The organism is Tessaracoccus yangjingae (assembly GCF_055326235.1).
Genome location: NZ_JBUZNN010000002.1, coordinates 217,111 through 242,505, shown reverse-complemented (window position 1 = coordinate 242,505; position 25,395 = coordinate 217,111). Strand labels below are relative to the sequence as shown.

At 69.9% G+C, this 25,395-nt stretch carries 21 protein-coding genes and 1 tRNA gene; 6 read left to right on the top strand and 16 right to left on the bottom strand.

The window, feature by feature from the left end; genetic code table 11:
* Nucleotides 1-2: 2 nt before the first annotated feature.
* Complete coding sequence (gene ypfJ, locus ACZK5D_RS03950; RefSeq protein ID WP_458996234.1) at nucleotides 3-893, bottom strand: KPN_02809 family neutral zinc metallopeptidase; 891 nt, start codon at nucleotides 891-893, stop codon at nucleotides 3-5.
* A gap of 93 nt (nucleotides 894-986) precedes the next feature.
* On the opposite strand from ypfJ, the gene ACZK5D_RS03945 reads away from it, so the two are divergent.
* Entirely contained in the window at nucleotides 987-1,679 is a 693-nt protein-coding gene (locus ACZK5D_RS03945) for an NUDIX hydrolase (RefSeq protein WP_458996233.1), read from the top strand.
* Here ACZK5D_RS03945 and ACZK5D_RS03940 read toward each other — a convergent pair.
* Nucleotides 1,669-2,484 (bottom strand): Bax inhibitor-1/YccA family protein, encoded by an 816-nt coding sequence (locus ACZK5D_RS03940; protein WP_458996232.1) that lies wholly within the window; start codon nucleotides 2,482-2,484, stop codon nucleotides 1,669-1,671. The two genes, ACZK5D_RS03945 and ACZK5D_RS03940, sit on opposite strands and share 11 nt — an antisense overlap.
* A gap of 128 nt (nucleotides 2,485-2,612) precedes the next feature.
* On the opposite strand from ACZK5D_RS03940, the gene ACZK5D_RS03935 reads away from it, so the two are divergent.
* On the top strand, nucleotides 2,613-4,031 hold the full coding sequence (locus ACZK5D_RS03935) for an MBL fold metallo-hydrolase RNA specificity domain-containing protein (RefSeq protein ID WP_463664346.1): 1,419 nt from the start codon (nucleotides 2,613-2,615) through the stop codon (nucleotides 4,029-4,031).
* Between the two features lie 2 nt (nucleotides 4,032-4,033).
* Here ACZK5D_RS03935 and ACZK5D_RS03930 read toward each other — a convergent pair.
* Nucleotides 4,034-4,107: transfer RNA gene (locus ACZK5D_RS03930), tRNA-Leu, on the bottom strand.
* Between the two features lie 90 nt (nucleotides 4,108-4,197).
* Between ACZK5D_RS03930 and ACZK5D_RS03925 the strand changes: the two genes are divergently transcribed.
* Both ACZK5D_RS03925 and ACZK5D_RS03920 read left to right on the top strand, forming a co-directional pair.
* On the top strand, nucleotides 4,198-4,716 hold the full coding sequence (locus ACZK5D_RS03925; protein ID WP_463664345.1) for an NfeD C-terminal domain-containing protein: 519 nt from the start codon (nucleotides 4,198-4,200) through the stop codon (nucleotides 4,714-4,716).
* A gap of 13 nt (nucleotides 4,717-4,729) precedes the next feature.
* Nucleotides 4,730-6,223 (top strand): flotillin family protein, encoded by a 1,494-nt coding sequence (locus ACZK5D_RS03920; protein ID WP_463664344.1) that lies wholly within the window; start codon nucleotides 4,730-4,732, stop codon nucleotides 6,221-6,223.
* Here ACZK5D_RS03920 and ACZK5D_RS03915 read toward each other — a convergent pair.
* The 13 genes from ACZK5D_RS03915 to ACZK5D_RS03855 all read right to left on the bottom strand — a co-directional run bounded on the left by ACZK5D_RS03915 (nucleotide 6,162) and on the right by ACZK5D_RS03855 (nucleotide 20,868).
* Nucleotides 6,162-6,683 (bottom strand): transposase, encoded by a 522-nt coding sequence (locus ACZK5D_RS03915; protein ID WP_463664534.1) that lies wholly within the window; start codon nucleotides 6,681-6,683, stop codon nucleotides 6,162-6,164. The two genes, ACZK5D_RS03920 and ACZK5D_RS03915, sit on opposite strands and share 62 nt — an antisense overlap.
* Before the next feature lie 1,227 nt (nucleotides 6,684-7,910).
* Nucleotides 7,911-8,990 (bottom strand): IS630 family transposase, encoded by a 1,080-nt coding sequence (locus ACZK5D_RS03910; RefSeq protein ID WP_463664343.1) that lies wholly within the window; start codon nucleotides 8,988-8,990, stop codon nucleotides 7,911-7,913.
* Between the two features lie 64 nt (nucleotides 8,991-9,054).
* Nucleotides 9,055-9,969 (bottom strand): Ppx/GppA phosphatase family protein, encoded by a 915-nt coding sequence (locus tag ACZK5D_RS03905; protein WP_463664342.1) that lies wholly within the window; start codon nucleotides 9,967-9,969, stop codon nucleotides 9,055-9,057.
* The gene (locus ACZK5D_RS03900) at nucleotides 9,966-10,451 is read right to left on the bottom strand and encodes a DUF501 domain-containing protein (RefSeq protein ID WP_463664533.1); all 486 of its coding nucleotides are present in this window, start codon (nucleotides 10,449-10,451) and stop codon (nucleotides 9,966-9,968) included. Before ACZK5D_RS03900 ends, ACZK5D_RS03905 begins: the two co-directional genes overlap by 4 nt.
* 351 nt (nucleotides 10,452-10,802) lie before the next feature.
* A complete protein-coding gene (locus ACZK5D_RS03895; RefSeq protein WP_463664341.1) occupies nucleotides 10,803-11,423 on the bottom strand; it encodes an FtsB family cell division protein in 621 nt (206 codons plus the stop codon).
* A gap of 30 nt (nucleotides 11,424-11,453) precedes the next feature.
* Complete coding sequence (eno, locus tag ACZK5D_RS03890; RefSeq protein WP_458996226.1) at nucleotides 11,454-12,734, bottom strand: phosphopyruvate hydratase; 1,281 nt, start codon at nucleotides 12,732-12,734, stop codon at nucleotides 11,454-11,456.
* A gap of 77 nt (nucleotides 12,735-12,811) precedes the next feature.
* Complete coding sequence (locus ACZK5D_RS03885; protein WP_458996225.1) at nucleotides 12,812-13,420, bottom strand: nucleoside triphosphate pyrophosphohydrolase; 609 nt, start codon at nucleotides 13,418-13,420, stop codon at nucleotides 12,812-12,814.
* A gap of 14 nt (nucleotides 13,421-13,434) precedes the next feature.
* The gene (locus ACZK5D_RS03880; RefSeq protein ID WP_458996224.1) at nucleotides 13,435-13,941 is read right to left on the bottom strand and encodes a hypothetical protein; all 507 of its coding nucleotides are present in this window, start codon (nucleotides 13,939-13,941) and stop codon (nucleotides 13,435-13,437) included.
* 102 nt (nucleotides 13,942-14,043) lie between these two features.
* Nucleotides 14,044-17,529: a transcription-repair coupling factor gene (gene mfd, locus ACZK5D_RS03875; RefSeq protein ID WP_458996223.1), complete on the bottom strand. Its 3,486-nt coding sequence runs from the start codon at nucleotides 17,527-17,529 to the stop codon at nucleotides 14,044-14,046.
* A gap of 47 nt (nucleotides 17,530-17,576) precedes the next feature.
* Nucleotides 17,577-18,161, bottom strand: a complete 585-nt coding sequence (gene pth / locus ACZK5D_RS03870) for an aminoacyl-tRNA hydrolase (protein ID WP_458996222.1) — start codon at nucleotides 18,159-18,161, stop codon at nucleotides 17,577-17,579.
* Nucleotides 18,158-18,757, bottom strand: coding sequence for a 50S ribosomal protein L25/general stress protein Ctc (locus ACZK5D_RS03865; protein WP_458996221.1), 600 nt, complete (start codon nucleotides 18,755-18,757; stop codon nucleotides 18,158-18,160). The genes pth and ACZK5D_RS03865 overlap by 4 nt, the downstream gene beginning before the upstream one ends.
* Nucleotides 18,758-18,895: 138 nt before the next feature.
* Nucleotides 18,896-19,789: a GTP-binding protein LepA gene (locus ACZK5D_RS03860; RefSeq protein WP_458996220.1), complete on the bottom strand. Its 894-nt coding sequence runs from the start codon at nucleotides 19,787-19,789 to the stop codon at nucleotides 18,896-18,898.
* An 80-nt stretch (nucleotides 19,790-19,869) separates the two neighbouring features.
* A complete protein-coding gene (locus ACZK5D_RS03855; RefSeq protein ID WP_458996219.1) occupies nucleotides 19,870-20,868 on the bottom strand; it encodes a LacI family DNA-binding transcriptional regulator in 999 nt (332 codons plus the stop codon).
* A 179-nt stretch (nucleotides 20,869-21,047) separates the two neighbouring features.
* Between ACZK5D_RS03855 and ACZK5D_RS03850 the strand changes: the two genes are divergently transcribed.
* Together ACZK5D_RS03850 and ACZK5D_RS03845 are read left to right on the top strand one after the other, a co-directional pair.
* Nucleotides 21,048-23,822, top strand: coding sequence for a family 78 glycoside hydrolase catalytic domain (locus ACZK5D_RS03850; protein ID WP_463664340.1), 2,775 nt, complete (start codon nucleotides 21,048-21,050; stop codon nucleotides 23,820-23,822).
* Between the two features lie 151 nt (nucleotides 23,823-23,973).
* Nucleotides 23,974-25,311 carry an ABC transporter substrate-binding protein gene (locus tag ACZK5D_RS03845; RefSeq protein WP_458996217.1) on the top strand — a complete coding sequence of 446 codons (1,338 nt, stop codon included), beginning with the start codon at nucleotides 23,974-23,976 and terminating at the stop codon, nucleotides 25,309-25,311.
* Nucleotides 25,312-25,395: the final 84 nt, after the last annotated feature.

Sequence of the window (25,395 nt, the reverse complement as noted above, 5' to 3'; positions counted from 1 at the left end):
CCCTACTGGCCCAGGTCGTCGGTGGAGAACGTGTCGCACACGTTCGGGTCGCCGCTGTTGAAGCCCTTGGCCACCCACAGCTGGCGCATCTCGGAGGATCCGTGGGTCCAGCTCTCGGGGACCACGCGGCCGCCCTGCTGCTGCTGGATGTGGTCGTCGCCGACGGCGCGGGCCGCGTCGACGATGCGGTTGAGGTCGTCCTGGGTCACGGACTCGATCACCGAATCCGGATCCTTCAAGGTGTTGGCGAACCAGACACCGGCGTAGCAGTCCGCCTGCAGCTCCAGGCGCACCTGCCCCGAGGTGGGGCCGGTGTCGTTGCCCATCGAGCGGGCCCGCTGCATGGTGCCGGTGAGGTTGGAGATGTGGTGGCCGTACTCGTGCGCCACGATGTAGGCCTCCGCGGCGTAGCCGCCGGCGGCGCCGAGCTGGTTGAGCAGTACGCCCATGAACTCGGTGTCGATGTAGACGGTCTGGTCCCCGGGGCAGTAAAACGGGCCCATCTCGGAGGAGCCGGTGCCGCAGGCCGTGGCCACCTGGCCGCTGAACAGCTGCGTGGTGGCCGGGGTGTAGCCCTCGACCACCTCGCCCCAGTAGTTGTTGATGGCGGTCACGTAGGCGGGCCACCGGCAGTTGGGGTCGCGGTCGACGTCGGCACCGGTCTGGCAGTTGGGGTTCTGCTCAACCTGCTCCGGTTGCGCCTGCCCACCGCTCAGGATGTCGTCCGGGTTGATCCCGAGGTTGCCGCCGCCGAAGACGAGCATCAGCAGCATGATGATGAGGCCGCCGATGCCCCCGCCGACGGCGATGCCCCGGCCTCCACGACGGCCACCGCCCCCGCCGCCGTAACGGACGTTGGCGTTGTCGATTCGGGCGTTGTCCCGGAACTCCATGGCGCGCTCCCCTTCGTCGGTCCAGCCATACTAACCGCGCAGCCCAGGTCGCGGCGGCCGAACGGGCCCGCGGCCAGCGTCTAGACTTGTCCAATGCGCGTCGTGGGGGTCACCAGTCCTGTGGGGGCCCCGGTGATCAGCTACCACGTGGAGCACGGGCAGCACCCGAGGGTCACCATGTTCGACCACGGGTACGTGCCCATCCGGCCACTGGCCGCCACCATGCACGACGGCGAGATCATGTTCACCTGGCTGGTGCGCGAGGTGTGCGCCGCGGATCACCGGCCCCCTGAGCGTCATACGGTTTACGTGGCCCCCTCGCGGGAGACGCCCCGCCAGTACCAGCGGGTGGGCGCGTACGCGCTGGTCATGTCCGACCGCGGCATCCTGGGCACGATCAACTCCGCGGTGACGGCCGCGCCGGGCACCTGGGCGCTGCCTGGTGGCGGGGTCGATCCCGGCGAGTCGCCGTCGGACGCGGTGCTGCGCGAGATCTACGAGGAGACGGGCCAGGAGGTCGTCATCGACCGCGTCCTGACCCTGGAGTCCGAGCACTGGGTTGGGCGTTCCCTGGCGGGCCGGCTGGAGGACTTCCACGCCCTGCGCGTCATCTACGGCGCCACATGCACAACACCCAGCGACCCCGTCGTCCACGATGTGGGTGGATCGACCGAAGGGGCCGGCTGGGTGCCGACGCGCACGTGGCGCTCACTGCATTGGACGAACAGCTCGCGGACGCTGCTGTCGCAGTTCGCCCGCAAGCTGAGCCGCCCGGTCAGTTCCTGAAGTAGCTCATGATCCGCAGGATCTCGGTGTACAGCCACACCATGGTGACCGTGATGCCGAGGGCCGCGCGCCACGACTCCTGAGCCGGGGCCTGTGCGGCGATGCCGCGCTCGACCGAGTCGAAGTCCACGACGAGGCTGAGGACCGCCAGGATGACCGCGAGCACGGAGATGCCGATGGACAGGAGTCCGGCGCCGGAGCCGATGTCGCGCATGCCGAGGTCGATGCCGAACAGCGCCAGGACCAGGTTGAGCAGGAACACGCCCGCCAACGACGCCGTGGCGATGAAGACCACCTTGCGGAACTTCGCGGTGACCCGGATGTTGAAGAACTTGTACGCCGCCAGGGTGGCGCCGGCCGTCACGAACGTGGCGAGCACGGCGGAGACCACGATGCCGGGGTACATCATCTCGAACAGCAACGAGAAGGCGCCGACGAAGACACCCTCGATCACCGCGTAGAACAGCACGCCCCCGATGGGGAGCTTCGCGCGCCCCGCCACCATCAGCACCGTGACGAAGCCGACGAGCGCCGAGACGATGACCGCCGGGTACAGCAGCTCGAGGGGGAGGAACATGAAGGTGGCGATGGCGGTCACGAGGACCACGCCGAGCATGATGGCCGTCTTGGCGATCACGTCGTCAAGGGTCATCACGCCGCCGGTGCGGACCGGCTGCTGGTAGGGGGCCGTGGTGGGCGGCGGGTACTGGGAGTACTGCGCCTGCGGGTCATAGCCGTACGTGGGCTGCTGCGGGGCAGCGTTGCGGGTGAACGCATCGGGGCGACCGATGATCGGATTTGCCATGTCACTTGCTCTTTCTGGGTGCAACCCAAGGAGGAGGCTGTTGTCATCCATGGTAGCGAGCGCCGCAACCATCCCCGCGGTTCGCCCACTGGGGCACGCCGATCCGCCGCGCGTGCCACCATCGGAGCATGGGCACCCCGCACACCGCGACACTCACCTTCCTCGGCGCGGCCGGCACCGTCACCGGCTCGAAGTACCTGCTCAACCTGGACGGGCGGCGGATCCTCGTCGACGCCGGCCTCTACCAGGGCGAGAAGCAGTGGCGGCTGCAGAACTGGGCCGGGCTGCCGGTCGACCCGGCCACCATCAGCGACGTGCTTCTCACGCACGCGCACGCGGACCACTCGGCCTACCTCCCCGCGCTGGTCAAGCACGGCTTCCGGGGACCGATCTGGGGCACGGAGGCGACGATCCGGCTGGCGGAGATCGTCCTACGGGACTCCGGCAAGCTGCAGGAGCAGGCCACGAGGGACGCCGTCGCCGGGGGCTACTCGAAGCACGAGAACCCGAAGGCGCTCTACACCTCCGCCGACGTGGAGGCCACGCTGCCGCTGTTGCGCCGCGTCGGGTTCGACGAGGACCTGGACCTGGGCGGGGTGGTGGCCCGCTGGGTGAGGGCTGGGCACATCCTCGGCTCGGCCAGCGTGCACGTGAGCTTCGGGGACCGCAGCGTGCTGTTCTCCGGGGACCTCGGCCGCCACGACCACCCCATCCTCAAGGGGCGCGAGACGCCGCCCGCCGCCGACGTGGTGCTGTGCGAGTCCACCTACGGAGACCGGGAGCACCTCGAGCCGGAGCTGCCGCACGAGCCGTTCGCCGCCGCCATCCGCCGCACCATCGGGCGCGGGGGTCAGGTGGTGGTGCCCGCCTTCGCGATCGACCGCACCGAGACGGTCCTGCACGCCCTGGTGCAGCTGACCCGCGCCGGGCGCATCCCGCGGGTCCCCGTCGTCGTCGACGGCCCGATGTCGATCGCGGCGCTGGCGGTCTACGCCGACCAGTCCCTGGGTGAGCTGGACGAGGACATCACGCTGGCCGACTTCACCGATCTGGACCTCAGCGAGGCGCGGGAGGGTCGCGACTCGAAGAAGCTCAACCGCCGGACCGAGCCGATGATCATCATCAGCTCCTCCGGCATGGCCGAGGGCGGGCGGGTTCTCTACCACCTGCAGCGGCTGCTCCCGGATCCCCGCAACACGGTGGTGCTGACGGGCTTCCAGGCGGAGGGCACCCGGGGCCGGGCGCTGGAGGAGGGCGCCCACTCGGTGAAGATCAACGGGCACTACGTGCGGGTCAAGGCCGAGATCGTCCGGGACCACGAGTTCTCCGTGCACGGCGATGCCTCGGACCTGATCGACTGGCTCCGCGCCCTGGGACGGGAGCCGGAGACGGTGTTCGTCACCCACGGCGAGCCGGCCGCGGCCGCCACCTTCGCGCGCCGGATCGAGGACGAGCTGGGCTGGGTGGCGGTGGTGCCCCGCTTCGGCGAGGTGGTGAGCCTCCTGGCCGACGGCGTGGACCCCGAGGACCTGGACCTGACGGAGTGAGGTGCCCCCGGCGGGACTCGAACCCGCACTGAAGCGGGTTTAAGCCGCCTGCCTCTGCCAATTGGGCCACGAGGGCGCGACGACGAGTCTAGCCATCGCCCTCCGGGAGGCATGCTTCCCGCTGCCGCTAGGGTGGGAACCGTCCACCCATCGGAGGGAGTCGGCCTTGACTACGTTCTTGATCATCGGTGCCGTCGGTCTGGCGCTGGTGGCCGCCACCCTGCTCATCGGTGACGTGCTCGACGGCGTGCTGGGCCTCGACGCCCTCGACAACGATCTGTTCTCCCTCTCCAGCATCGCGGCCTTCGTCGGCGCGTTCGGGTTCGGCGGCGCCATCTCGCTCGCTCTGGTGCCCAACACCCTGCTGGCCGTCGTGGTCGGCGGCGCCATCGGCTCCACCGCGTCCTGGGGTGCGGTGCGGCTCACGCGCGCGCTGCGCTCCGGCGAGGACTCCTCGACCTTCCGGTCGCAGTCGATGATCGGCCACCCCGCGCGCGTCATCACCGCCATCCCGGAGACCGGCTTCGGCGAGGTGCAGCTGGCCGTCGGCGGCCACGTGCGGAAGCTCAGCGCCACCGCCGGCCGCCCCGTCGAGGCGGGCACCGAGGTGTGGATCTCGGCCATCGTCTCCCCCACCGCCGTCGAAGTCACCCCCACCGACGACTCCCCCACCGCCATCCCCTGACAGAAGGACCACCGTGCCACCACTCCTGATCCCCATCGTCGGGCTCGTCGCCCTCCTCCTCCTCGTCTTCCTCCTCATCGCCAGCCGCTACAAGGTGGCCAAGCCCAATGAGGCGTTCCTCATCACAGGCCGCAAGGGCAAGGAGGTGCGCAACCCCGAGACCGGCCTGGTGTCGACGGACCTCAGCGGCCAGAAGGTGGTCATGGGCGGGGGCGTCTTCGTCGTCCCCTTCATCCAGCGCCTGCACGTGCTGGACCTGTCGTCGCGGCGCATCATGGTGACCATCCGCAACGCCGTGTCCGGCCAGGGCATCAAGCTCAACGTCGACGGCGTCGCCATCGTCAAGGTGGGCGGCAACGAGGACTCCATCCGCGCCGCCGCGCAGCGGTTCCTGAGCCAGCAGGAGGAGATCGAGACCTTCACGCAGGAGACGCTCGCGGGCTCGCTGCGCTCCATCGTCGGCTCGCTGACCGTCGAACAGATCATCCGCGACCGCGCCGCCTTCGCGCAGCGCGTCACCGACGAGTCCGAGTCCTCCCTCACCGGCCAGGGCCTGGTGCTCGACACGTTCCAGATCCAGGACATCACCGACGACGGCACGTACCTGTCGGACCTCGGCCGGCCGGAGTCCGCGAAGCTGGGCCGGATGGCGGCGGTGGCCGAGGCGGAGGCGCGCCGGGAGGCCGAGCAGGCGCAGATCGCGGCGGAGCAGGAGATCGCGATCGCCAACCGGGCGCTCGTCCTCAAGCAGGCCGAGATCCAGGCCGAGACCGACGCGGCCCGCGCGCAGGCGGCCGCCGCCGGCCCGCTCGCTCAGGCGGATCGCGACCAGTCCATCCTGATGGAACAGGAGAAGGTGGCCACGGCCCAGGCCGCGCTCAAGGAGCGGCAGCTCGACTCCGAGGTCCGGCGCCCCGCGGACGCCGAGCGGTACCGCATCGAGACGGCGGCCGAGGCCCAGCGCAACGCGGCCATCTTCGAGGCGGAGGCCCGCAAGGCGGCCTCGATCGCCAACGCCGAGGCCGAGGCGGAGAAGGCCCGCCTCAGCGGCGTGGGCGAGAAGTCGCGCCGCTCGGCGCTCGCCGAGGCGGAGGCCATCGAGGGCGCCCGACGCGGCGAGGCAGAGAAGGCCCGTCGCGTGGCGGAGGCGGACGCCGTCCGCGCCGAGGGCGAGGCGCAGGCCGCCGCGGTGCTCGCCGTGGGCCAGGCGGAGGCCGAGGCCATGGACAAGCGCGCGGAGGCGTTCGCGCACTACAACGAGGCCGCGGTCCTGCAGATGCTGATCGAGGTGCTGCCGCAGATCGCGGAGAAGGTCGCGGCCCCGATGGGCAACATCGAGACGCTCACCGTGGTCTCCACCGAGGGTGCCTCCGCCGTGCCGAAGGCGGTGGCCAGCAACATGATGCAGACCCTGCAGCTGGTCAAGGACACCACGGGCTACGACCTCACCACTGTGCTGGATAGCTTCGTCCAGAAGGAGCAGAGCACACGCACCCTAGAGGGCTAGCCGACAGGTCAACCGGCTCTTCACAGAAGGCGGTGGATTGGGGTCTGAACCCGCCTGCGTCGAGTAGGCAGAGGGCGATGTCGTTGACAATGCTTCTGAAGCCTCTGGCGGTGCCTCGGAGGTGTTCGAGGAGGCCGTTGATCGCTTCGGTGGGGCCGTTGGATGTGCGGGGGTGGTCGAAGAACGCGAGGATGTCGTCGCGGCGTCGATGAAGGGTTTGGCCCAGGACGCGGAGTTCGTCGAGGCCGGCGGGGACTCCTGTCTTGATGGTGTCGATGAGTCGGGTCATGATCTTCTTCCCCTCGGCGGGGTCGGCGGCTTGGTAAGCGTCGATCACGTCCTGGTCGGCGAGCACTTTGGCGAGCCGGTGCTGTTGCTTCTCGGTGAGCAGCCCAGCGCGGGTCCGGGCGACCCGACGGATCCCGTAGAGCGAGTGCCCGAAGCGGCCCCGATGCCTCAGGGTCTCTTGTTGGACGTGTTGTCGGCAGCACCCCGCTCACGCTGCTGCACACCTGCGCGATGAGCCTGCACGCACGCCGGGATCGACACCGCGAGCATCGCGCTCTGGCTCGGGCACGCGAATATCACCACCCGAGCTACCTCCACGCCGACCTCGAACTCAAACGCCGGACCCTGGAACGCGTCACAGCGCGTTCCTCAAGAACCGCTGAACCCGCACGGTTATGTTGACCGACTCGGGCCCCAACCCGCGCTGGAGAAGGCTCCCCACGGCGCCGGTCAACATAAACCGGAGGTCGACATACCATCGCCAGATCGCTGCTCGAGACCGGCGGATTCAGACCTCGACTACACTCTGGATTGAGATGAGCCTATCATCGAGGCATGGTCAGGACACCCCCTGGACTCACCCCACGTCGAAGTGCGGTCGCAGGCATACTGGTCTCGGCTCTCCTAGCTTTCGCTCTCGCGGCAACTCCTTTGGGTGCGGACGCTACAGAAGCTCAACACACCTTCACGAACGCGACTCCCAGCTACGCGATCACCGATGGGAACGGAACGTTCAGCGCGCAAGGCAGGCCCTCAGCGCCCGCGGGCAACACCATGACATGGAGTCACCGAGTGTCGCCCTATTTGCAGAGCATCGCGACCAGCAATAAGAACTGCAGCGCGGGGCACATGCAACTTCCCTACCACGATAGTCACAACGTGCCCATCAGCTATCTTTGGCACTCATCCGTCCCTGGGAATCGGGTCAACACGAACTGCACACTCTGGGGTTCATGCACATTCCGTGTCGCGGTGAATGGTCGGCCCGGCACGGCAACATTGGGTTTCAACTTCCGCTATAAGTTCTACAACAATCAGATGCAGCGCGTTGGTGAAACAGATGGGAGCTCGGCTCGCAGCGACACCGGCTATTCCACGCTAGAAATCCAATGGGACAACTAGTCTCTGGCCATATTTCGAGTTGGGACGACGACCGAGGCACCGGTGAGATCACAGCGTCGGACGGGACGATCGCATGGGTGCATTTCAGTGAAACGGGATGCGCGTCATGGGATCTGCCTGTGGGCACCAGAGTGAATTTCGAACTGTGGCCCTGTGATCACGAGGCGGGCTATTCCTATCACGCCCGCAATGTGGCGGCCGTGGACCAGCCCTCGCCCATTCGATCCGAGTTCGACCCTGATGCATTCATGTCCACCCTGTCCATCGAGTGGGACCGCTAGTGGCCTGTCGTTGAGGCATGTTTACGTTTCCGGTTGATTCGGTCAAGAATCTGGTCGGGAGTCTTGGTCCACATGAATGGGTGTTTGCGTCGGTTCCATCCGGTGATGAAGGTGCGGATCTTGCCTGTGAGGTCGCGGACCGAGGTGAAGGTCCCGCGTCGGATGGCTTGGCGTTCGATGATGCCGAACCAGACCTCGACGAGGTTGAGCCACGAGCCGGAGGTCGGGGTGAAGTGGACCGTGATCCGGGGGTTGCCGGCGAGCCAGTCGCGGACCTCGGCCTTCTTGTAGGTGGCGTAGTTGTCCATGACGAGGTGCAGTTCCTGGTCGGGGTAGGCGCGGGCCACGTGTTTGAGGAAGCCGAGGAACTCCTGATGCCGGTGCCGGCCTTTACACAGGCCGGTGACTTTCCCGGTGGCGATCTCCAACGCTGCGACCAGGGTGGTGGTGCCGTGGCGGACGTAGTCATGGGTGCGTTGCTCGGCGTGGCCCGGCGCCATGGGCAGTGTCTTCTGGGTCCGGTTCAAGGCCTGGATCTGGAACTTCTCATCCACGCACAGCACGATCGCGTTGTCGGGGGGTGCGAGGTACAGGCCGACGACGTCGGTGATCTTGGCCACCAGCTCCGGGTCAGTGGAGAACTTGAAGGTCTCCGCCTTCCACGGGCGGACCCCGTATTCCTTCCACACCGCGGCGACGGTGGCGTGGTCGACTCCCAACCGTGGGGCCAGCAGCCGAGATGACCAGTGCGTGACCCCGAGACTGGCCGGGGGCGGGTCCAGGGTGGCGGCGAGGATCGCGACCCTGTCGACCTGCAGGGGTCGCCCCGGGCGGGGCTCGTCAGCCAGACCACGCAGACCGCGCTCGGCGTAGCGGTCTCGCCACAGGTTCACCGTCGGCCTCGACACTCCGACGGTGTCTGCGATCACCTGGTTCCCGACCCCGTCAGCGGCCAGCAATACGATCCTCGCCCGCTGCGCGGTCGAGGCCATCACCGTCGCCGCCCGGGTCAGCCGTTCCAACTCGACCCTGTCACCGTCACGCAATTCCAGTGCCGGGGCTGTCCTATTCGCCATGCACCAATTGTCCCACCCAACCGTAAAGTTATATCACCGACACACCACTAGCTTGGCTTATGTGCTAACCGCCCAGCAGGCCCAGCGCGATGCCGTCGAGGATGTCGGTCTCGCTGACCAGCACCGCACCGCCGGGCACCCGACGGGAGATCTCGTCGAGGATCAGGCCGCCGGCGCCCAGCACGGCCGCGCGCAGCGGATGCATGCAGGGCTCGGCCGCCGTCTCGGCCGCGTTCTGGCCCAGCCAGCGGCCCACCGTCGCCTCGATGTCGGCTCGGGCCAGCAATGTCTCGTGCACGGCCTGCCGGGAGTAGCTCTGCAACCCCAGGACCGAGGCCGCGACACTGGTCACCGTGCCCGCGACACCGATGGCCGACGCGAGCCCCGAGAAGTCCACTCCGGCGCCGTCGAGCAGGCCGCCCACGTAGGCGCGCGCGGCGGCCACCTCGTCGACGGTGGCCGGATCAGACGGCATCATGCGTTCCTTGACGCGCACGGCGCCGATGTCGAGGCTGATGGCAGACCGGATCGTCGGCCCCTCCTCGACGACGATCAGCTCCGTGGAGCCCCCGCCGATGTCGAACACCAACGCTGGAGTGTCGGCGTGGACCCCGCTCAGCACCCCCCGGGTCGAGAGCAGCGCCTCCTCGTCTCCGGAGATCACGTCCACCTCGACGCCCAGCCTCCCCCTCACCAGCGCCTCGAAGGCGTCCCGGTTGGACACGTCCCGGGCGGCCGAGGTGGCCACGAACCGCAGGTCCGTGGCGCCGTGGCGGGCGATGAGTCCGGCGTACTCCTCGAAGATCACGTCGGCGCGGGCGAGGGCGTCCGGATGGAACTCGCCCGTCGCGTCAACCCCCTGGCCGAGCCGGGCGAGCCGGACCTCGCGGGCCAGTTCGACGATGTCGCCCTGCTCGGCGCGCAGGATGAGGAGGCGGATGGAGTTGGTGCCGCAGTCGACGGCGGCGACGGTGGTCATGCGTCCTCCGGGAGGCAGGGGGTGGTCCAGAACTCGCCCAGCAGGGCGAGGGCCTCGTCGCCGAGGGGGTTGACGCCGGGCCCGGCGGCCAGCGCGTGTCCGACGAGCACATGCAGGCACTTCACGCGGGCGGGCATGCCCCCGGCGGAGATGCCGTCGATCTCCTCGACGTGGCCGAGCTCGGCGCGGTCTGCGAGGTAGGCCTCGTGGGCCGCGCGGTAGCGGGCCGCCAGGTCCTCGTCGACGGCGAGGCGCTCGCTCATCTCGGCCATCAGGCCCGACGCCTCGAGCGTCGAGCAGCCCGCCACTGCGCGTTGGCAGGTGAGGTAGTAGGTGGTGGGGAACGGGGTGCCGGTGGGGAGGCGCGGGTGGGTCTTGACCACGCCCGGCCTGCCGCACGGGCAGCGCCAGGCCACCTCAGCGACGCCTCGCGGCTCGCGCCCGAGCTGCGCCTCGATCACCGCCAGGTCCGCGGCGCTCACCCCGCGCTCAGAGGCCTCTTGGGTGGTGGGTTCTGTCACGACTGCCTCCTTCCGACGCCCGAGCCTAGCCTGTCGCACCTCCCCCAGCCCCTGGCGGCCACCCTCGTTGAGCCGGAAACTGCCCTCGACGACTCGCGTTGAGCCGGAAACTGCCCTCGACGCGCAGAAACACTCAATTCCGGCCATTTCGGGGTTTGAGATCGATTTCCGGCTCAAGTGGTCCCCACGAGAGGCGTGTCAGGCTCAAGTGGTCCCCACGAGAGCCGTGTCAGGCTCAAGCGGTCCCCACGAGAGCCGTGTCAGGCTCAACGCACTCCCCCCGGCGGGGCGAGGCGGAGGGTCGGGAGGGTGCTATCCCTCGGGCTCTGGTTCGGGGGCGACGGTGCGGTCGGGATCCGCGGCCGGAGCCGGCTCCTCGACGGGCGCATCGGCAGCCGCGACGGACCCCCACATCCTCTCCCACCACAGCCCGGATTCGGTGTTGTCGCCGGTGTCGATGGTGGCGCCGTCGAGAGGCTGCCCGTCGGCGCCGATGACCCGGTATCCCACCTCGCCGGGCATCACCCAGCCGAGCCGGACCCGGGCGACGGAGCGCACGTACTGGGGATCCTCCCACCGGTTGAGCTTGTCCTCCAGGTCCGCGATCTGCTCCTGCTTCGCCGCGATGTCCACCTTGACCGCCGCGATCTCCTGGGACTGCGCGAAGTACACGCGCAGCGAGTGGGCCAGGACCAGGGCGAGTCCGGCGATGACCACGCCGAGGACGGCCAGCCGCCACGTCGCGGAGAGGGCCCGCTGGGCCCGCGGGACGATACCCGGGCCGGGGTCCATGGCGGCCTGCACCTCGGGCTGGGCCAGCGGCTCGACGCGCGGGCGCTGGCCACGCTCCCCCGGACGCGCAGTGGTCCGGGTGCGCGGGGTTCCGCGACCCGGACCACTGGTGGTCGGCTTGTTCCGAGGAGTCTGAGGCACTGATCCAGTGTGCCGGATCAGGCCCTCAACTCAGCCCTTGAAACGCGGGAAGGCCGAACGGCCGGCGTAGACAGCCGCCTCGTCCAGGTCGTCCTCGATGCGAAGCAGCTGGTTGTACTTGGCCACGCGGTCCGTGCGCGCGGGGGCGCCGGACTTGATCTGGCCGCAGCCGAGTGCGACGGCGAGGTCCGCGATGGTGACGTCCTCGGTCTCGCCCGAGCGGTGCGACATCATGGTGCGGTAGCCGTTGCGGTGAGCCAGGTCGACGGCGTCGATGGTCTCCGACAGCGAGCCGATCTGGTTGACCTTCACCAGGAGCGCGTTGGCGGTGGCGGTGTCGATGCCGCGCTGCAGGCGGGTCACGTTGGTGACGAACAGGTCGTCGCCGACGATCTGCACCTTGTCGCCGAGGCGGTCCGACATGGCCTTCCAGCCGTCCCAGTCCTCCTCGTTCAGCGGGTCCTCGATGGAGACCAGCGGGTAGGCGTCGACGAGCTCGGCGTAGTAGTCGATCATCTCGTCGGCCGTCTTGGTGGCGCCCTCGAACGCGTAGCCGCCGTCCTTGTAGAACTCGGACGCCGCGACGTCGAGCGCAAGGGCCACGTCTGCGCCGGGCTCGTAGCCGGCCTTCTTGATGGCCTCGAGGATGAGGTCCAGCGCGGCGCGGTTGGACTCGAGGTTGGGGGCGAAGCCGCCCTCGTCGCCGAGGCCGGTGTTGAGGCCCTTCTCCTTGAGGACGGACTTGAGGGCGTGGTACACGCCCGCGCCCATCTCGACGGCCTGGGCGAAGCTCTCGGCGCCGATGGGGGCGATCATGAACTCCTGGATGTCGACGTTGGAGTCGGCGTGCGACCCACCGTTGAGGATGTTCATCATCGGGACGGGCAGGATGTGGGCGTTGGGGCCGCCGACGTACTTGTACAGCGGCAGGCCGGCCTCTTCGGCAGCGGCGTGCGCCACGGCGAGCGAGACGCCGAGGATGGCGTTGGCGCCGAGCTTGGCCTTGTTGTCGGTGCCGTCGAGCTCGAGCATGGCCATGTCGACCAGGCGCTGCTCGGAGGCGTCGATGCCGAGGATCTCCTCGCCGATCGCCTCGGTGACGTTCTGGACGGCCGTCAGGACGCCCTTGCCGCCGAAGCGGCCCTTGTCACCGTCGCGGAGCTCAACGGCCTCAAAGGCGCCTGTGGAGGCACCCGACGGGACGGCGGCGCGGCCGCTCGCACCCGAATCAAGCTCGACCTCGACCTCGATGGTCGGGTTGCCTCGGGAATCGAGGATCTCGCGGGCCTGGATGAATTCGATGGATGCCATGTGCTCCCTTTCAAAGAGTGGTTCTCTTTCGTCGCCCAGCCTAGCTTCCACAGGGGGTAAGGCAGCGGCGGGACGGCTTAACTCTCCGCGCTGCGGACGCGGTCCTCGAGTTCGCGCAGCGCCTGCCTGGCCGCCGCGTCGGCGTCGATGCCGTGCGCCTGCGCGCGGGCGACGAGCGCGATGATGGCGCGCCCCACGCCCTCCTCGTCGAGCGGTTCGTCCGCGAGCTCCACCGCGACGCCGTGCGACCGGCTGCGGGAGATCACCTTGTGGGCGCGGCCGAGCACGCTGAGCGACTCGGCGATGCCCTCCAGCGCGGAGGATCGGCCCTTCTCGGCGCGCTTGCGTTCCTCCCACGACTGCCACATGTCTGCCGGGACGTCCTCGTCGCCGAACACGTGCGGGTGGCGGCGGACCAGCTTGTCGGCGATGCCGCGGGCCACGTCGTCGAGGGTGAACCGGCCCTCGTCCTCGGCGATCCGGGCGTGGAAGTAGACCTGGAGCAGCAGGTCACCCAGCTCCTCCTGCAGCTCGACGTCGTCTCCGGTCTCGACGGCGTCCACCACCTCGCACGCCTCCTCGATGAGGTGGTTGAGCAGGGAGCGGTGGGTCTGCTCGGCGTCCCACGGGCACTTGACCCGCAGCTCCGCCATCACCCGGCGCAGCCGCTCCAGCTCAGAGGTCATCTGGTGGGAGGCGCTCAGGACGGGAGGACCGACATCGAGCCCGTGCCGGTGACGCCCTCGCCCGCCGGATCCCACTGGCCGTAGCGCGGGTTGAGGTCCACCTCGACCGCCTCGAACATCTCCTGGAGCTTCGCGATGTCCGCGTCCTCGCCGAGCTTGGAGACCAGGATCTGCAGCTTGGACCCGGCGGCCGCGATCCTCGCGCACTCGGGGTCGTTCAGGGCGGGGCTCTCGCCCGCGGTCTCCCGCAGGACGGCGAGCGCCTCCTCGTCGGTCACGGTCTGGTCCAGGTCTGCCGCGATCTCGACGGCGACGGCGCCGAGGATCTCCGACATCACCAGCGTGCGGCGGTCCACCTGGTCCGGGCCGATCCCGGCGGCCTCGCAGCCGGCGACGACGCGGTCCACCTGGGCCTCCGTGACGCGCGTGTCGCCCACCTGCACGGCGGTGCTCGGCATGGGGCTGCAGCCGGCGAACAGGGCCGCGGCGGCGACCAGCGGGACAACGCGCTTGAGCAACATGTGGGACCTCTCGAGAACCTGCCTGTGGTGCCGCGCGGGCACCGCGGTCAGCCTAGCGCATGCCACTGAGAGCCCCCGCGGGGGCAGCCGGGCGGGTCCGGCTCAGCCGAACAGCTGGGTCAGCAGCGTGGTGGCCCAGCCCAGGTGGTCGCCGTCGGGCTTGGGCACCAGCATCTGGTCCTGGGCCGGCTTGAGCGACGCCCCCGGGTAGAGGCGCTGGAGCCGCACCTGCCGCGACTCCGGGAGGTGCACCGGCGAGAACCGCACCACCTTGCCCTGCGGGACGATCTCCTGGATGCCGTGTGCCCGGGCCAGCATGCGGAGGCGGGCCACGCCGAGAAGCGCCTCGACGGGGGCCGGCGGCTCGCCGTAGCGGTCCGCCATCTCGGCGCGCACGGCCTCCAGGTCCACCTCCGTGCGGATCTCGGCGATCTCCTTGTACATCTCCAGCCTCAGCCGCTCCGAGGAGATGTAGTCCTCCGGCAGGTGCGCGTCGATGGGCAGCTCCACCCGCATCTGCGGCTCGGCCTCGGTGTCGTCGCCGCGGTAGCTGGCCACGGCCTCGCCCACCATGCGCAGGTACATGTCGAACCCGACGCCCTCGATGTGGCCGGACTGGTCCTCGCCCAGCAGGTTGCCGGCGCCGCGCAGTTCGAGGTCGCGCATGGCGATGGCCATGCCGGCGCCCAGGTCCGTGTTGGCCGCCATGGTGGCCAGCCGCTCGTGCGAGGTCTCCGTCAGCGTCTTGTCCGGCGGGTAGAGGAAGTAGGCGTAGCCGCGCTCCCGGGACCGGCCGACGCGGCCGCGCAGCTGGTGCAGCTGGGACAGGCCGAGCGTGTCGGCCCGGTCGATGATGAGGGTGTTGGCGGTCTGGATGTTGAGGCCGGCCTCGATGATGGTGGTGGAGACCAGTACGTCCGCCCGCCGCTCCCAGAAGTCCAGCATCACCTGCTCCAGCCGCGACTCGCTCATCTGGCCGTGCGCGGTGACCACGCGGGCCTCCGGCACGAGCTCGCGCAGGTGGGCCGCGGTCTTCTCGATGGTGCCCACGCGGTTGTGCACGAAGAACACCTGGCCCTCGCGGGCGAGCTCGCGGCGGATGGCCGCCTTCACCTGCGCGTCGTCGTGCGGGCCGGCGAAGGTCAGCACGGGGTGGCGCTCCTCGGGCGGCGTGGCGATGACGCTCATCTCGCGGATGCCGGTGATCGCGATCTCGAGCGTGCGCGGGATGGGAGTGGCGGACATCGACAGCACGTCGACGTTGACCCGCATGGCCTTGAGCCGCTCCTTGTGCTCGACGCCGAATCGCTGCTCCTCGTCGATGATCACCAGGCCGAGGTCCTTGAACTGGACCTCCTTGCCGAACAGGCGATGGGTGCCGATCACCACGTCGACGCGGCCCGTGGCCAGGCCGTCGATCACCTTCTTCGCCTCGGCGTCCGACTGGAAGCGGGAGAGCTGCGCCAGGTGGACGGGGAAGCCCGCGAACCGCGACGCGAACGTCTGGTAGTGCTGCGTCACCAGCAGCGTGGTGGGCACGAGGACGGCCACCTGCTTGCCGTCCTGCACCGCCTTGAACGCGGCCCTCACCGCGATCTCGGTCTTGCCGTAGCCCACGTCGCCGCAGATGAGCCGGTCCATGGGGACGAGCTTCTCCATGTCCGCCTTGACCTCGGTGATGGCGGAGAGCTGGTCCGGGGTCTCGACGAAGCTGAACGCGTCCTCGAGCTCGCGCTGCCACACGTTGTCCGGGGCGAAGGCGTGGCCCTTGGTGGCCTGCCGGGCCGCGTAGAGCTTGATCAGCTCCGCTGAGATCTCGCGGACGGCGCTGCGCGCCTTCGCCTTGCGCTTGGTCCAGTCCGCGCCCCCCATCTTGTCCAGGGTGGGCGACTCGGAGCCGACGTAGCGGCTGAGCTGGTCCAGCTGGTCCATCGGCACGTAGAGCCGGTCTCCCGGATGCCCGCGCTTGCTGGCGGCGTACTCGACCACGAGGTAGTCCCGCACGGCCCCCTGCACGGTGCGCTGCACCAGCTCGACGAAGCGGCCCACGCCGTGCTGCTCGTGGACGACGGGGTCCCCCGCTTTGAGCTCGAGGGGCTGGATGGTGGCCTTGCGACGGACCGGGAGCTTGCGCTCGGCCTTGTCCGTGACGCTCTGCCCGGTCAGCTCGGCGGCGGTGATGACCTCGATCCTCGCCTCGTCGGCCCGCCAGCCCTGCCTGAGCGTCGACAGCACGACGGACACGCGCCCCGGCGCCGGCGGCTGCGCGAGGTCGTCGACGGCGGCGGCGATGCCCGCCTCACCGAGCACCTCGATCATCCGGGCCGCCAGGCCGCGACCCTCGACGCAGAGGATCACGCCCCACCCGTCGGCCAGCTTCGCCGCGATGTGCCGGGTGGCCACCTCGGTGTCGCCGCGGAAGGACTCGGTGGTGGTGACCTTGACGGTGCGGGAGTGGACCGAGGCGGCGTCGTAGGCGTGCGGCTCGTCGTCTGCCGCGAACGGGGACATGGACCACCAGCGGTGCCCGATGCCCAGCGCATGGTGCCGGACGTCGGCGAGGTTCCAGTAGGCGGAGGCCCCCAGGTCCACCGGCGACTTCCCGCCCCCCGCGGCGGCGGCCCAACTGGCCTCCAGGAACTCCTGGCTGGTCTGCACCAGCTCCGCGGCGCGCGCGCGGATGAGCTCGGGCGAGCTCGCCAGCACCAGTGAGTCCTTCGGCAGCACGTCGACGAGGAGCTCCAGCCCGTCCACCAGCACCGGGGTGAGCGCCTCCATGCCCTCCACGGCCTGGCCCTCCGCGATGCGGCCCAGCATGTCGCCGAGCTCGGGGTGCTCGGCGGCCAGGCGCCTGGCGCGGGCCCGCACCCCCGTCGTGAGGAGGAGCTCGCGGCACGGGGGCGCCACGACGGTGTCCACCTTCTCACCGGTCGAGCGCTGGTCAGCGACGGTGAAGTACCGGATCTCGTCGATCTCGTCGCCGAAGAAGTCGATGCGCACCGGGTGCTCGGCCGTGGGCGGGAAGACGTCGACGATCCCGCCGCGCACCGCGAACTCGCCGCGACGCTCCACCAGGTCCACCCGGTTGTAGGCGGCGCCGCTGAGGTCCGCCAGCAGCGTGGACAGCGGGTACTCCTCCCCCACCGCGAGCCGCACGGGCGCCATGTCCGCCAGCCCCTTCACCTGCGGCTGCAGGACCGAGCGGATGGGCGCGACGACCACCTGCGGCGGCGGCTGCTCGCCCTTGCCGGAGAGCCGGCGGAGCACCGCGAGCCTGCGGCCGACCGTGTCCGCCCGGGGCGAGAGCCGCTCGTGGGGAAGGGTCTCCCAGGCGGGGTAGTAGGCCACGGCCTCCTCGCCGAGGAGGCCGGCGAGCTCGGCGGTCACCTGCTCGGCCTCGCGGTACGTGGAGGTGATGAGCAGGACGGTGCGCCCCGACTCCTCCGCGATGGCCGCGGTCAGGAGCGGGAAGAACGGCGGGACGGCGGTGACGTCGAGCGTGGTGACGCCTGAGCGGCGCGCGTCCGCGAGTGTCGCGGCGAGGGCATGGTCCTGTTCGAGGGCGCGCAGCAATCCGGGAAACTTCACTGGATCATCCTTCCACGAGCTCCAAGGACGCCCCGCGCGGCGGGAGCTCAGGAGTTGAAGCGGTTCTGGGTGGCCACGAGGCCCTCCCGCACCAGCAGCTCGACGGCGTCCGCCGCCACCGCGGCGTCGACGCGCATGCCCTCGAGGTCTGCGGGCTTCATCTTCGCCAGCACCCAGGCGGCGGCGTCCTGCCTGCCCGGCGGGCGTCCGATGCCGACGCGGACGCGGTGGAAGTCGCCCGTGCCCAGGTGCGCCCGGATGGACTTCAGCCCGTTGTGCCCGTTGTCCCCGCCGCCGGTCTTGACCCTCAGCCGGCCGGCGTCCAGGTCCAGCTCGTCGTGGATCGCGATGACGTGGGACGGCTTGATCTTGTGGAACGCGGCCAACGACCTCACCGCGGAGCCCGAGTCGTTCATGTACGTGGTTGGCTTCGCGAGCACCAGCCGGATCGGCTCCGGGCCCGGCAGCGTCACGGTGGCCACCTCGGCCCGGTGCCGCGAGTTAAGGGAGAACGACGAGCCGTAGCGGTCCGCGAGGTCCGCTACGGCCCAGAACCCGACGTTGTGCCGGGTGAACTCGTAGGCCGGGCCCGGGTTCCCGAGCCCGACCACGAGGAAGGTGGAATCGGTCACTCGGCCGCGGCGGCGCCCTCGGCCTCAGCCTCGGCGGAGCCCTCACCGAGGTCCTGGACCGGGGCCTGCGTGACGCTGACCACCACGACGTCGCCCTCAACTGCGGCCTCGACACCCTCGGGGAGGGTGATGTCGGCGACGCTCAGGTGCGAGCCGATGGCCAGGTCGTCGATGGAGACGTGGAGCTCGTTGGGGATGTCGGTGGCCGGGGCCAGGACGGTCAGGCTGTTGAGCTCGTGGTTGACCAGCGCGCCGCGGACGGCCTCACCGGAGAACACGATCGGCACGTCGACGGTGACCTTCTCGCCGGCCTTCACCAGCACCAGGTCGATGTGCTCGATGGAGTGCAGGATGGCGTGGCGCTGGACCTGCTTCGGCAGCGCGAGGAACGGCTTCTGGCCCTCGACGGTGATCTGGAGCAGCACGTTGGCCTGACGCAGCGCGAGGAAGGTCTCGCGGGCGGGCAGGGCCAGGTGGACGGGATCGGTGCCGTGGCCGTAGAGCACGGCGGGGGTGGAGCCGGCGCGACGGAGGCGGCGCGAGGCGCCCTTGCCGAACTCGGTGCGGGTGGTGGCGGTCAGGTTGACGTCTGCCATGGAAGAACTCCTCAAGCTTGGATATCTGCGCGTGCGGGCGCCCAGCGAGGATTGGCTAGTCGATCACGGACCCCTGGGGGTCCCTCGCCAGGCAGCCCGGCAAGCTTACCCCAGCCGTCGGGGCCGGGCGAATCGGCCTCAGAGCACGAACTGGGTGGGGCGCGGCGCGTCGAAGCTCCTGTCGCCGCGGTACATCTCGACCGACTCGCGCAGCGCCTTGAGGAAGTAGGGCGGGAAGTCCATGCCCTTCTCGTTCGCCCAGAGCAACTTCGCCTCGAGCCGCCCGATCTCGCGGGCGTAGATCTCGATCTCAGCGTCGATGCCCAGCTCGGCCATGACCCCGCCGAACTCCTTCTGGTAGTACTTCACGTAGTCCACCCCCACCATGGTGAACGACTTCGACCTCAGCAGCCTGGTCACCTGCACCTGCCAGGGCTTGAGCTCCCCGTCCTGGACCATCTTCTCGGCGCTCATCCGGTAGAAGGCGAAGTGGCCGGGCTCCTGCTGCTTGATGGGGTGGATGATCGTGTTGACGATCGCCGACTCCCCCATCCGGGTGAGCTCCTTGATCAGCGACGAGTAGGCCAGCACCGCCTGCCGCTCCGTCGACGCCCCGGTCAGGTAGTACAGCATCCGCGAGATGTCGTGGACCGGCTCCCAGTGCGCCAGCGCCCCGAGCAGCTTCATCCGCAGCGGAATGGTCATGAACGGTGGCTGCGGCTCCATGCCCAGGTCCCCCTGGAGCTGGTCCAGCAGGTAGCCGTGGGCCATCTCCTGGTCGTACCAGACGTCCTGGTAGAAGATCCGGTCCACCTCGCTGACGTTGGGCAGGAGGGTGAGCAGCTCCAGGACGTTGCGGTCCACCTCGAGCTCCACGCGGGCGAGGTAGTCGATGACGTGGGCGAAACGCGCCCGCACCGCCTCGGGGTTGCGCACGGTCCGGTCCACAGATCCCAGCCCGATCGGCGGGTGCTTGTCCCCCAGCTGGAGCACGAAGCTCCTCAGCGAGGCTTCGGTGATCGTCGCGGCCATGGCACTCCTCCCAGGGACTGGCTCCAGCATGGCGGATCACCCCATGCCCGGGCCACCTCGTCCACCCTCCGGGCCCGTCGTCAGCGGGCGACGCCCGCGGTGGAGGAGCGCTCGATCAGCTCGGGCCTGATCACATGCCGGGTGATGGGGCGGGTGGGGTCGGCCAGCTCGTCGAGGAGGATCCGGGCCCCGGAGGCGCCCATCTCGTCGCCGTGCTGCGCGACGGTGGTGAGCGTGACCGGCCCGCCCCAGGCGTTGATGTTGGCGTCGCAGCCCATCACCATCACGTCTGCGGGGACGCGGATCCCTCTGTTGGCCAGCACCTGGACGATGGCCATCCCGGTGAGGTCCGCGACGCAGATGACCCCGTCGGGGCGCTGGTCCGCCGGTGTCGCGGCGAGCGCCAGCCCGGCGGCGATCCCGCCCTGGACCTGCAGGTCGTCGACGAACAGCTCGGTCAGCTCGACGCCCGGGGCCTCCGCCACGGCCCGGCCCACGCCCCGGCGCCGCTCATCGGCGGGCTGGAGCGACTCGCGCACGTTCACGAACGCGAGCCGACGGCAGCCGCGGGCGATCAGGTGGGTGGCCGCCAGGTAGCCCACGTGTTCGTTGTCCACCAGGACGCAGGACCAGGTGGCGCCGGGGGTGTCGTGGTTGAGCACCACCACGCGGCGGCCGTGCGAGGCTAACCGCCCGATGTCCGCCCAGGGGTCGAACTGCGGGGCCAGCAGCACGCCCGCCACCCGGGTCTCGTCGAAGTAGTCGAGGTGCTCGCGCTGCTGCGCCTCGTCGGTGTCGGAGTCGGTGATCACCAGCTGGTGGCCCCGACGACGCACCTCGGACTGCGCGCCGCGCGCGATGTCGACGAAGAGGCTGTTGCTCAGGTCGAACACGTTGAGCCCGATGGTGTGCGACGTGGCCCCGACGAGGGCGCGGGCGTTGAGGTTGCGCACGAAGCCCAGGCGGTCGATGGCGGCCTGGACCCGCTCGACGGTCTCGGGCCGGCACCCCTGAGGACGGTTGAGCACATTGGACACCGTGCCGAGAGAGACGCCGGCCTCGCGGGCCACGTCGTTCATGCTCGGGAGCCTGCCCGGCCCCTTCCCTGTCATGGCAGAACCCTAGACCCTGAGGCCCCCCGATGAAACGCTTCACGACTTTTGGGAATCTGCTTGACGCGGGTGGACGGCGGGGTCCACCATGGACATGAAACGTTTCATGGCGAAACGTCCGTCTCTCACCGTCGAGGATCACAACCATGAGTAGAACCACGCGGCTCCGAATCGAGAACCGCCCCATCTCCGCCGCCGTCCTCGGGCTCGGCGACCCGGCCCCGCGCCTGTCCTGGCAGGTCGTCGACGCGCCGGACGGCTGGGTCCAGTCCGCCTACGCCGTCGAGATCGACCGTGACGGCGCCGTCGTCACCCACGAGGAGGAGTCGGCGGACCAGCTGTTCGTGCCCTGGCCGCAGGCGCCGCTGGCGTCGCGGGAGCGCGCCGTCGTGCGCGTCCGGGCGCGCGGTGCGGACGGGCAGTGGGCCGCGTGGAGCGAGCCGGTGGCCGTCGAGGCCGGCCTGCTGGCCCCCGAGGACTGGCAGGCGCGCTTCGTCTCCCCGGTCACGCTGGGCGGCATCCTCACCCCGGCCCCCCTGCTGACCACGGCCTGGCAGCTCCCCGCGGGCATCGTCAGCGCGCGGCTGCACGTCACCGCCCACGGCCTGTACGAGATGAGCCTCAACGGCACCCGCGTCGGCGACGAGTATCTCGCCCCGGGATGGACCACCTACGGCCATCGCCTGCGCTACCAGACCCACGACGTCACGGACCTCCTGCGCGAGGGCGCCAACGACGTGAGCGCCCTGCTGGGCAACGGGTGGTACCGCGGCCGCCTCACGTGGGGCAACCGCCGCGCCCTCTACGGCGACCGCCTGGCCCTGCTCGCCCAGCTCGAGGTCCTCACCGAGGACGGCACCCGCCACGTGTTGGGCACCGACGCCACCTGGCGCGCGCACACCTGGCGCGTCCTCGCCGACGACATCTACGACGGCTGCACCACCGACCTGCGCATCACCGGGCCGCAGGGCGACGACGCCGTCGAGGTGGTCGACGCCGACCTCAGCCTCCTGGTCTCCCCCGACGGCCCGCCGGTGCGCATCACGCAGACCGTGCCGTCGAAGACGATGTGGCGCTCCCCCTCGGGCGCGCTGTTGATCGACTTCGGCCAGAACGTGGTGGGCTGGGTGCGCCTGACCGTGCGCGCCGAGTCCGGCCGCGAGGTCGTCGTGACCCAGGCCGAGGTGCTCGAGCACGACGAGCTCGGCATCCGCCCGCTCCGCACCGCCAAGGCCACCGACACCTACTACCTGGCCGGTACGGGCGACGAGGTCCTCGAGCCCACCTTCACGTTCCACGGCTTCCGCTTCGCCCGCGTCGACGGCGTGGCTGAGTCCGAGATCGTCTCGGTCGAGGCGGTGGTCATCCACAGCGACATGGAGCGCACCGGCTGGTTCGAGTCCTCCCACGAGCAGCTCAACCAGCTCCACGAGAACGTGGTGTGGGGCATGCGCGGCAACTTCCTCGACGTGCCCACCGACTGCCCGCAGCGCGACGAGCGCCTCGGCTGGACAGGCGACATCCAGGTGTTCACGCCCACGGCCGAGTTCCTCTACGACGCCACCGGATTCCTGCGCTCCTGGCTGCGCGACCTGGAGGCCGACCAATTCGACGACGGCGGCGTCCCCATCGTGGTGCCGAACGTGCTCGGAAACATGGTGGCGACGGCCTGGGGCGACGCGGCGGCCATCGTGCCCACCGTCCTGCACGAGCGCACCTCCGACGAGGCGGTCCTTGCCCGGCAGCTCCCCAGCATGCGACGGTGGGTGGAGTTCCTCGACAAGGCCGCCGGCGACGACGGCGTGTGGTCCGGCGGCTTCCAGTTCGGCGACTGGCTGGACCCCACCGCGCCGCCGCACGAGCCCGCCAAGGCCAAGGCGGACCCCGACGTGGTGGCCACCGGCCACGTCTACCGCAGCGCCGACTTCACGGCGAAGGCCGCCGCCGTCGTCGGCGACGCCGACACCGAGGCGTACGCCCGCTCCGTGGCTGACAGGGCCCTGGCAGGGTTCCGCCGGGAGTTCGTCACCCCCGGAGGCCGCATCCTCAGCGACGCGCAGACCGTCTACGCCATGGCCCTGGTGTTCGGCCTCCTCGACGGCGACGACCAGCGCGCCGCCGCGGCCTCCCGGTTGGCCGACCTGGTGCGGATCTCGGGCTTCCGGATCTCCACGGGCTTCGTCGGCACTCCCCTGGTGACCGACGCGCTGGCCGACAACGGCCACGTGGAGACCGCCTACCGTCTGCTGCTGCAGACCGGGTGCCCCTCGTGGCTCTACCCGGTGACCATGGGCGCCACGACGATCTGGGAGCGCTGGGACTCGATGCTGCCCGACGGCACCATCAACCCGGGCGAGATGACGTCGTTCAACCACTACGCGCTGGGCGCGGTGGCCGACTGGCTGCACCGCACCGTCGCCGGCCTCGCGCCCGTCGAGCCGGGGTACCGGCGGATCAGGATCGCGCCCAGGCCGGGCGGCGGGCTGACCCACGCCCGGGCCCGCCACCTGTCGCCCTTCGGGGAGATCTCGGTGGGGTGGCGCCGCGAGGGCGACGAGGTGGTGGTCTCGGCCACGATTCCCGCCGGCGTGACCGCGGAGGTGGACCTGCCTGGGACCGCCGTCGAGGTGGGCTCCGGGACGCACGAGTGGCGCGTGTCGCTGCCCGAGCCGGTCTACGGCCCGCCCGCCACGGTGCGCGAGCTCATGGACGATCCCGCCCGGTGGGACCGCTTCGTGGAGGGCACCATCGCGGCGCCGCTGAGGGGCATGGTGCACTTCACCGACGAGGCCTCGGTGGCCGACCGCATGGCGGCCCATCTCGACGACTCCGTCGAGGTGCTAGTGGACGCCTTCACCCTGGGCGGTAGCGACGGCGGCCGGGACGAGATCCTGGCCGTGGTGCGCGAGAGCCTCACCTGACGAACCGCAGTTGGCTACGGCCGACGCTCCCCGGCGTCGGCCGTGACCAAACTGATACCTACAAAAGCTTGACAGGCCCAGGGCCGACATTTTAACCTTTCAACATGCAGATGAAACGTTTCATCTGATTGAGTCCAACGGAGGGCACTACATGAATCTCAAGAAGACCGGAATCGCCAGCATGGCGATCGTCGCGGCCGCCGCGCTGGCCGCCTGCAGCCCCGGATCGCTCGGCTCCACAGACGACCCCACCACCTCGGGAAGCGGCGCCCCCGCCGCTGAGGCCGTCGAGATCACCCTGCTCGTCGACAACTCCGAGACCTCGCTCAACACGGCGCAGGCCATCGCCGACGGCTTCAACGCCGCGCAGGCCGAGGTGGTCGTCGAGGTCGAGACCCGCCCGCAGGGCACGGACGGCGACAACGTCGTCAAGACCCGGCTCGCCACCGACGAGATGAGCGACGTCTTCTGGTACAACTCCGGATCACTGCTCCAGGCGCTCGACCCCAACACCACTCTGGTGGACCTGTCGGGCGAGGCCCTCATGGACCGGGTGGACGACGCCTTCAAGCCCGCGGTCAGCAGCGGCGACGCCATGTTCGGCGTGCCCGTCGGCCAGGCCATGGGAGGCGGCATCCTCTACAACAAGGCCGTCTACGCCGACCTCGGCCTCGAGGTGCCCACCACGTGGGACGAGTTCATGGCCAACAACGAGAAGATCAAGGCCGCCGGCATCGACCCGGTCATCCAGAGCTACGGCGACACCTGGACCTCCCAGCTGTTCATCCTGGCCGACTTCCACAACGTGACGGCCGTCCAGCCCGACTGGGCCGAGAAGTACACCGCCAACCAGGCCAAGTACGTCGACGAGCCTGCCATCAAGGGCTTCCAGCGCCTCGAGGAGGTCTACAAGGCCGGGTACATGAACGAGGACTTCGCCACCGCGAAGCTGGACCAGGCACTCAACCAGCTCGTCACCGGGTCCGGCGCGCACTACCCGATGCTGTCCTTCGTCATCAACACCTACGTGGGCCTGTCCGACGACGCGGCCGAGAACATCGGCTTCTTCGCCCAGCCCGGTGACGACGCGGCAGACAACGGCCTCACCGCCTGGACCCCCGCCGGTCTCTACATCCCCAAGACCACCGAGGGCGACAAGCTCGAGGCCGCCAAGAAGTTCGTCGACTGGGTGGCCACGCCCGAGGCCTGCGATGCGCAGACCGCAGCAGTGACGCCCACCGGCCCGTACCTGGTCAAGGGCTGCGAGCTGCCGACGGACCTCCCGGCCGCCGTGGGCGACCTGCAGGTCTACTTCGACGAGGGCAAGGCCAGCCCGGCGCTCGAGTTCCTGTCCCCCGTGAAGGGCCCGAACCTCGAGAAGATCACCGTCGAGGTGGGCTCCGGCATCCGCTCGGCCGCCGACGGCGCCGCCCTGTACGACCAGGACGTGGAGAAGCAGGCCCAGCAGCTGGGCCTCGAAGGCTGGTGATCCACCCCGGCGCGTGAGCCGGATCGCACCCGCGGAGGGTGGGGGTTGTTCGCTCCTCCCCCACCCTCCTCCCCCGTTTCACAC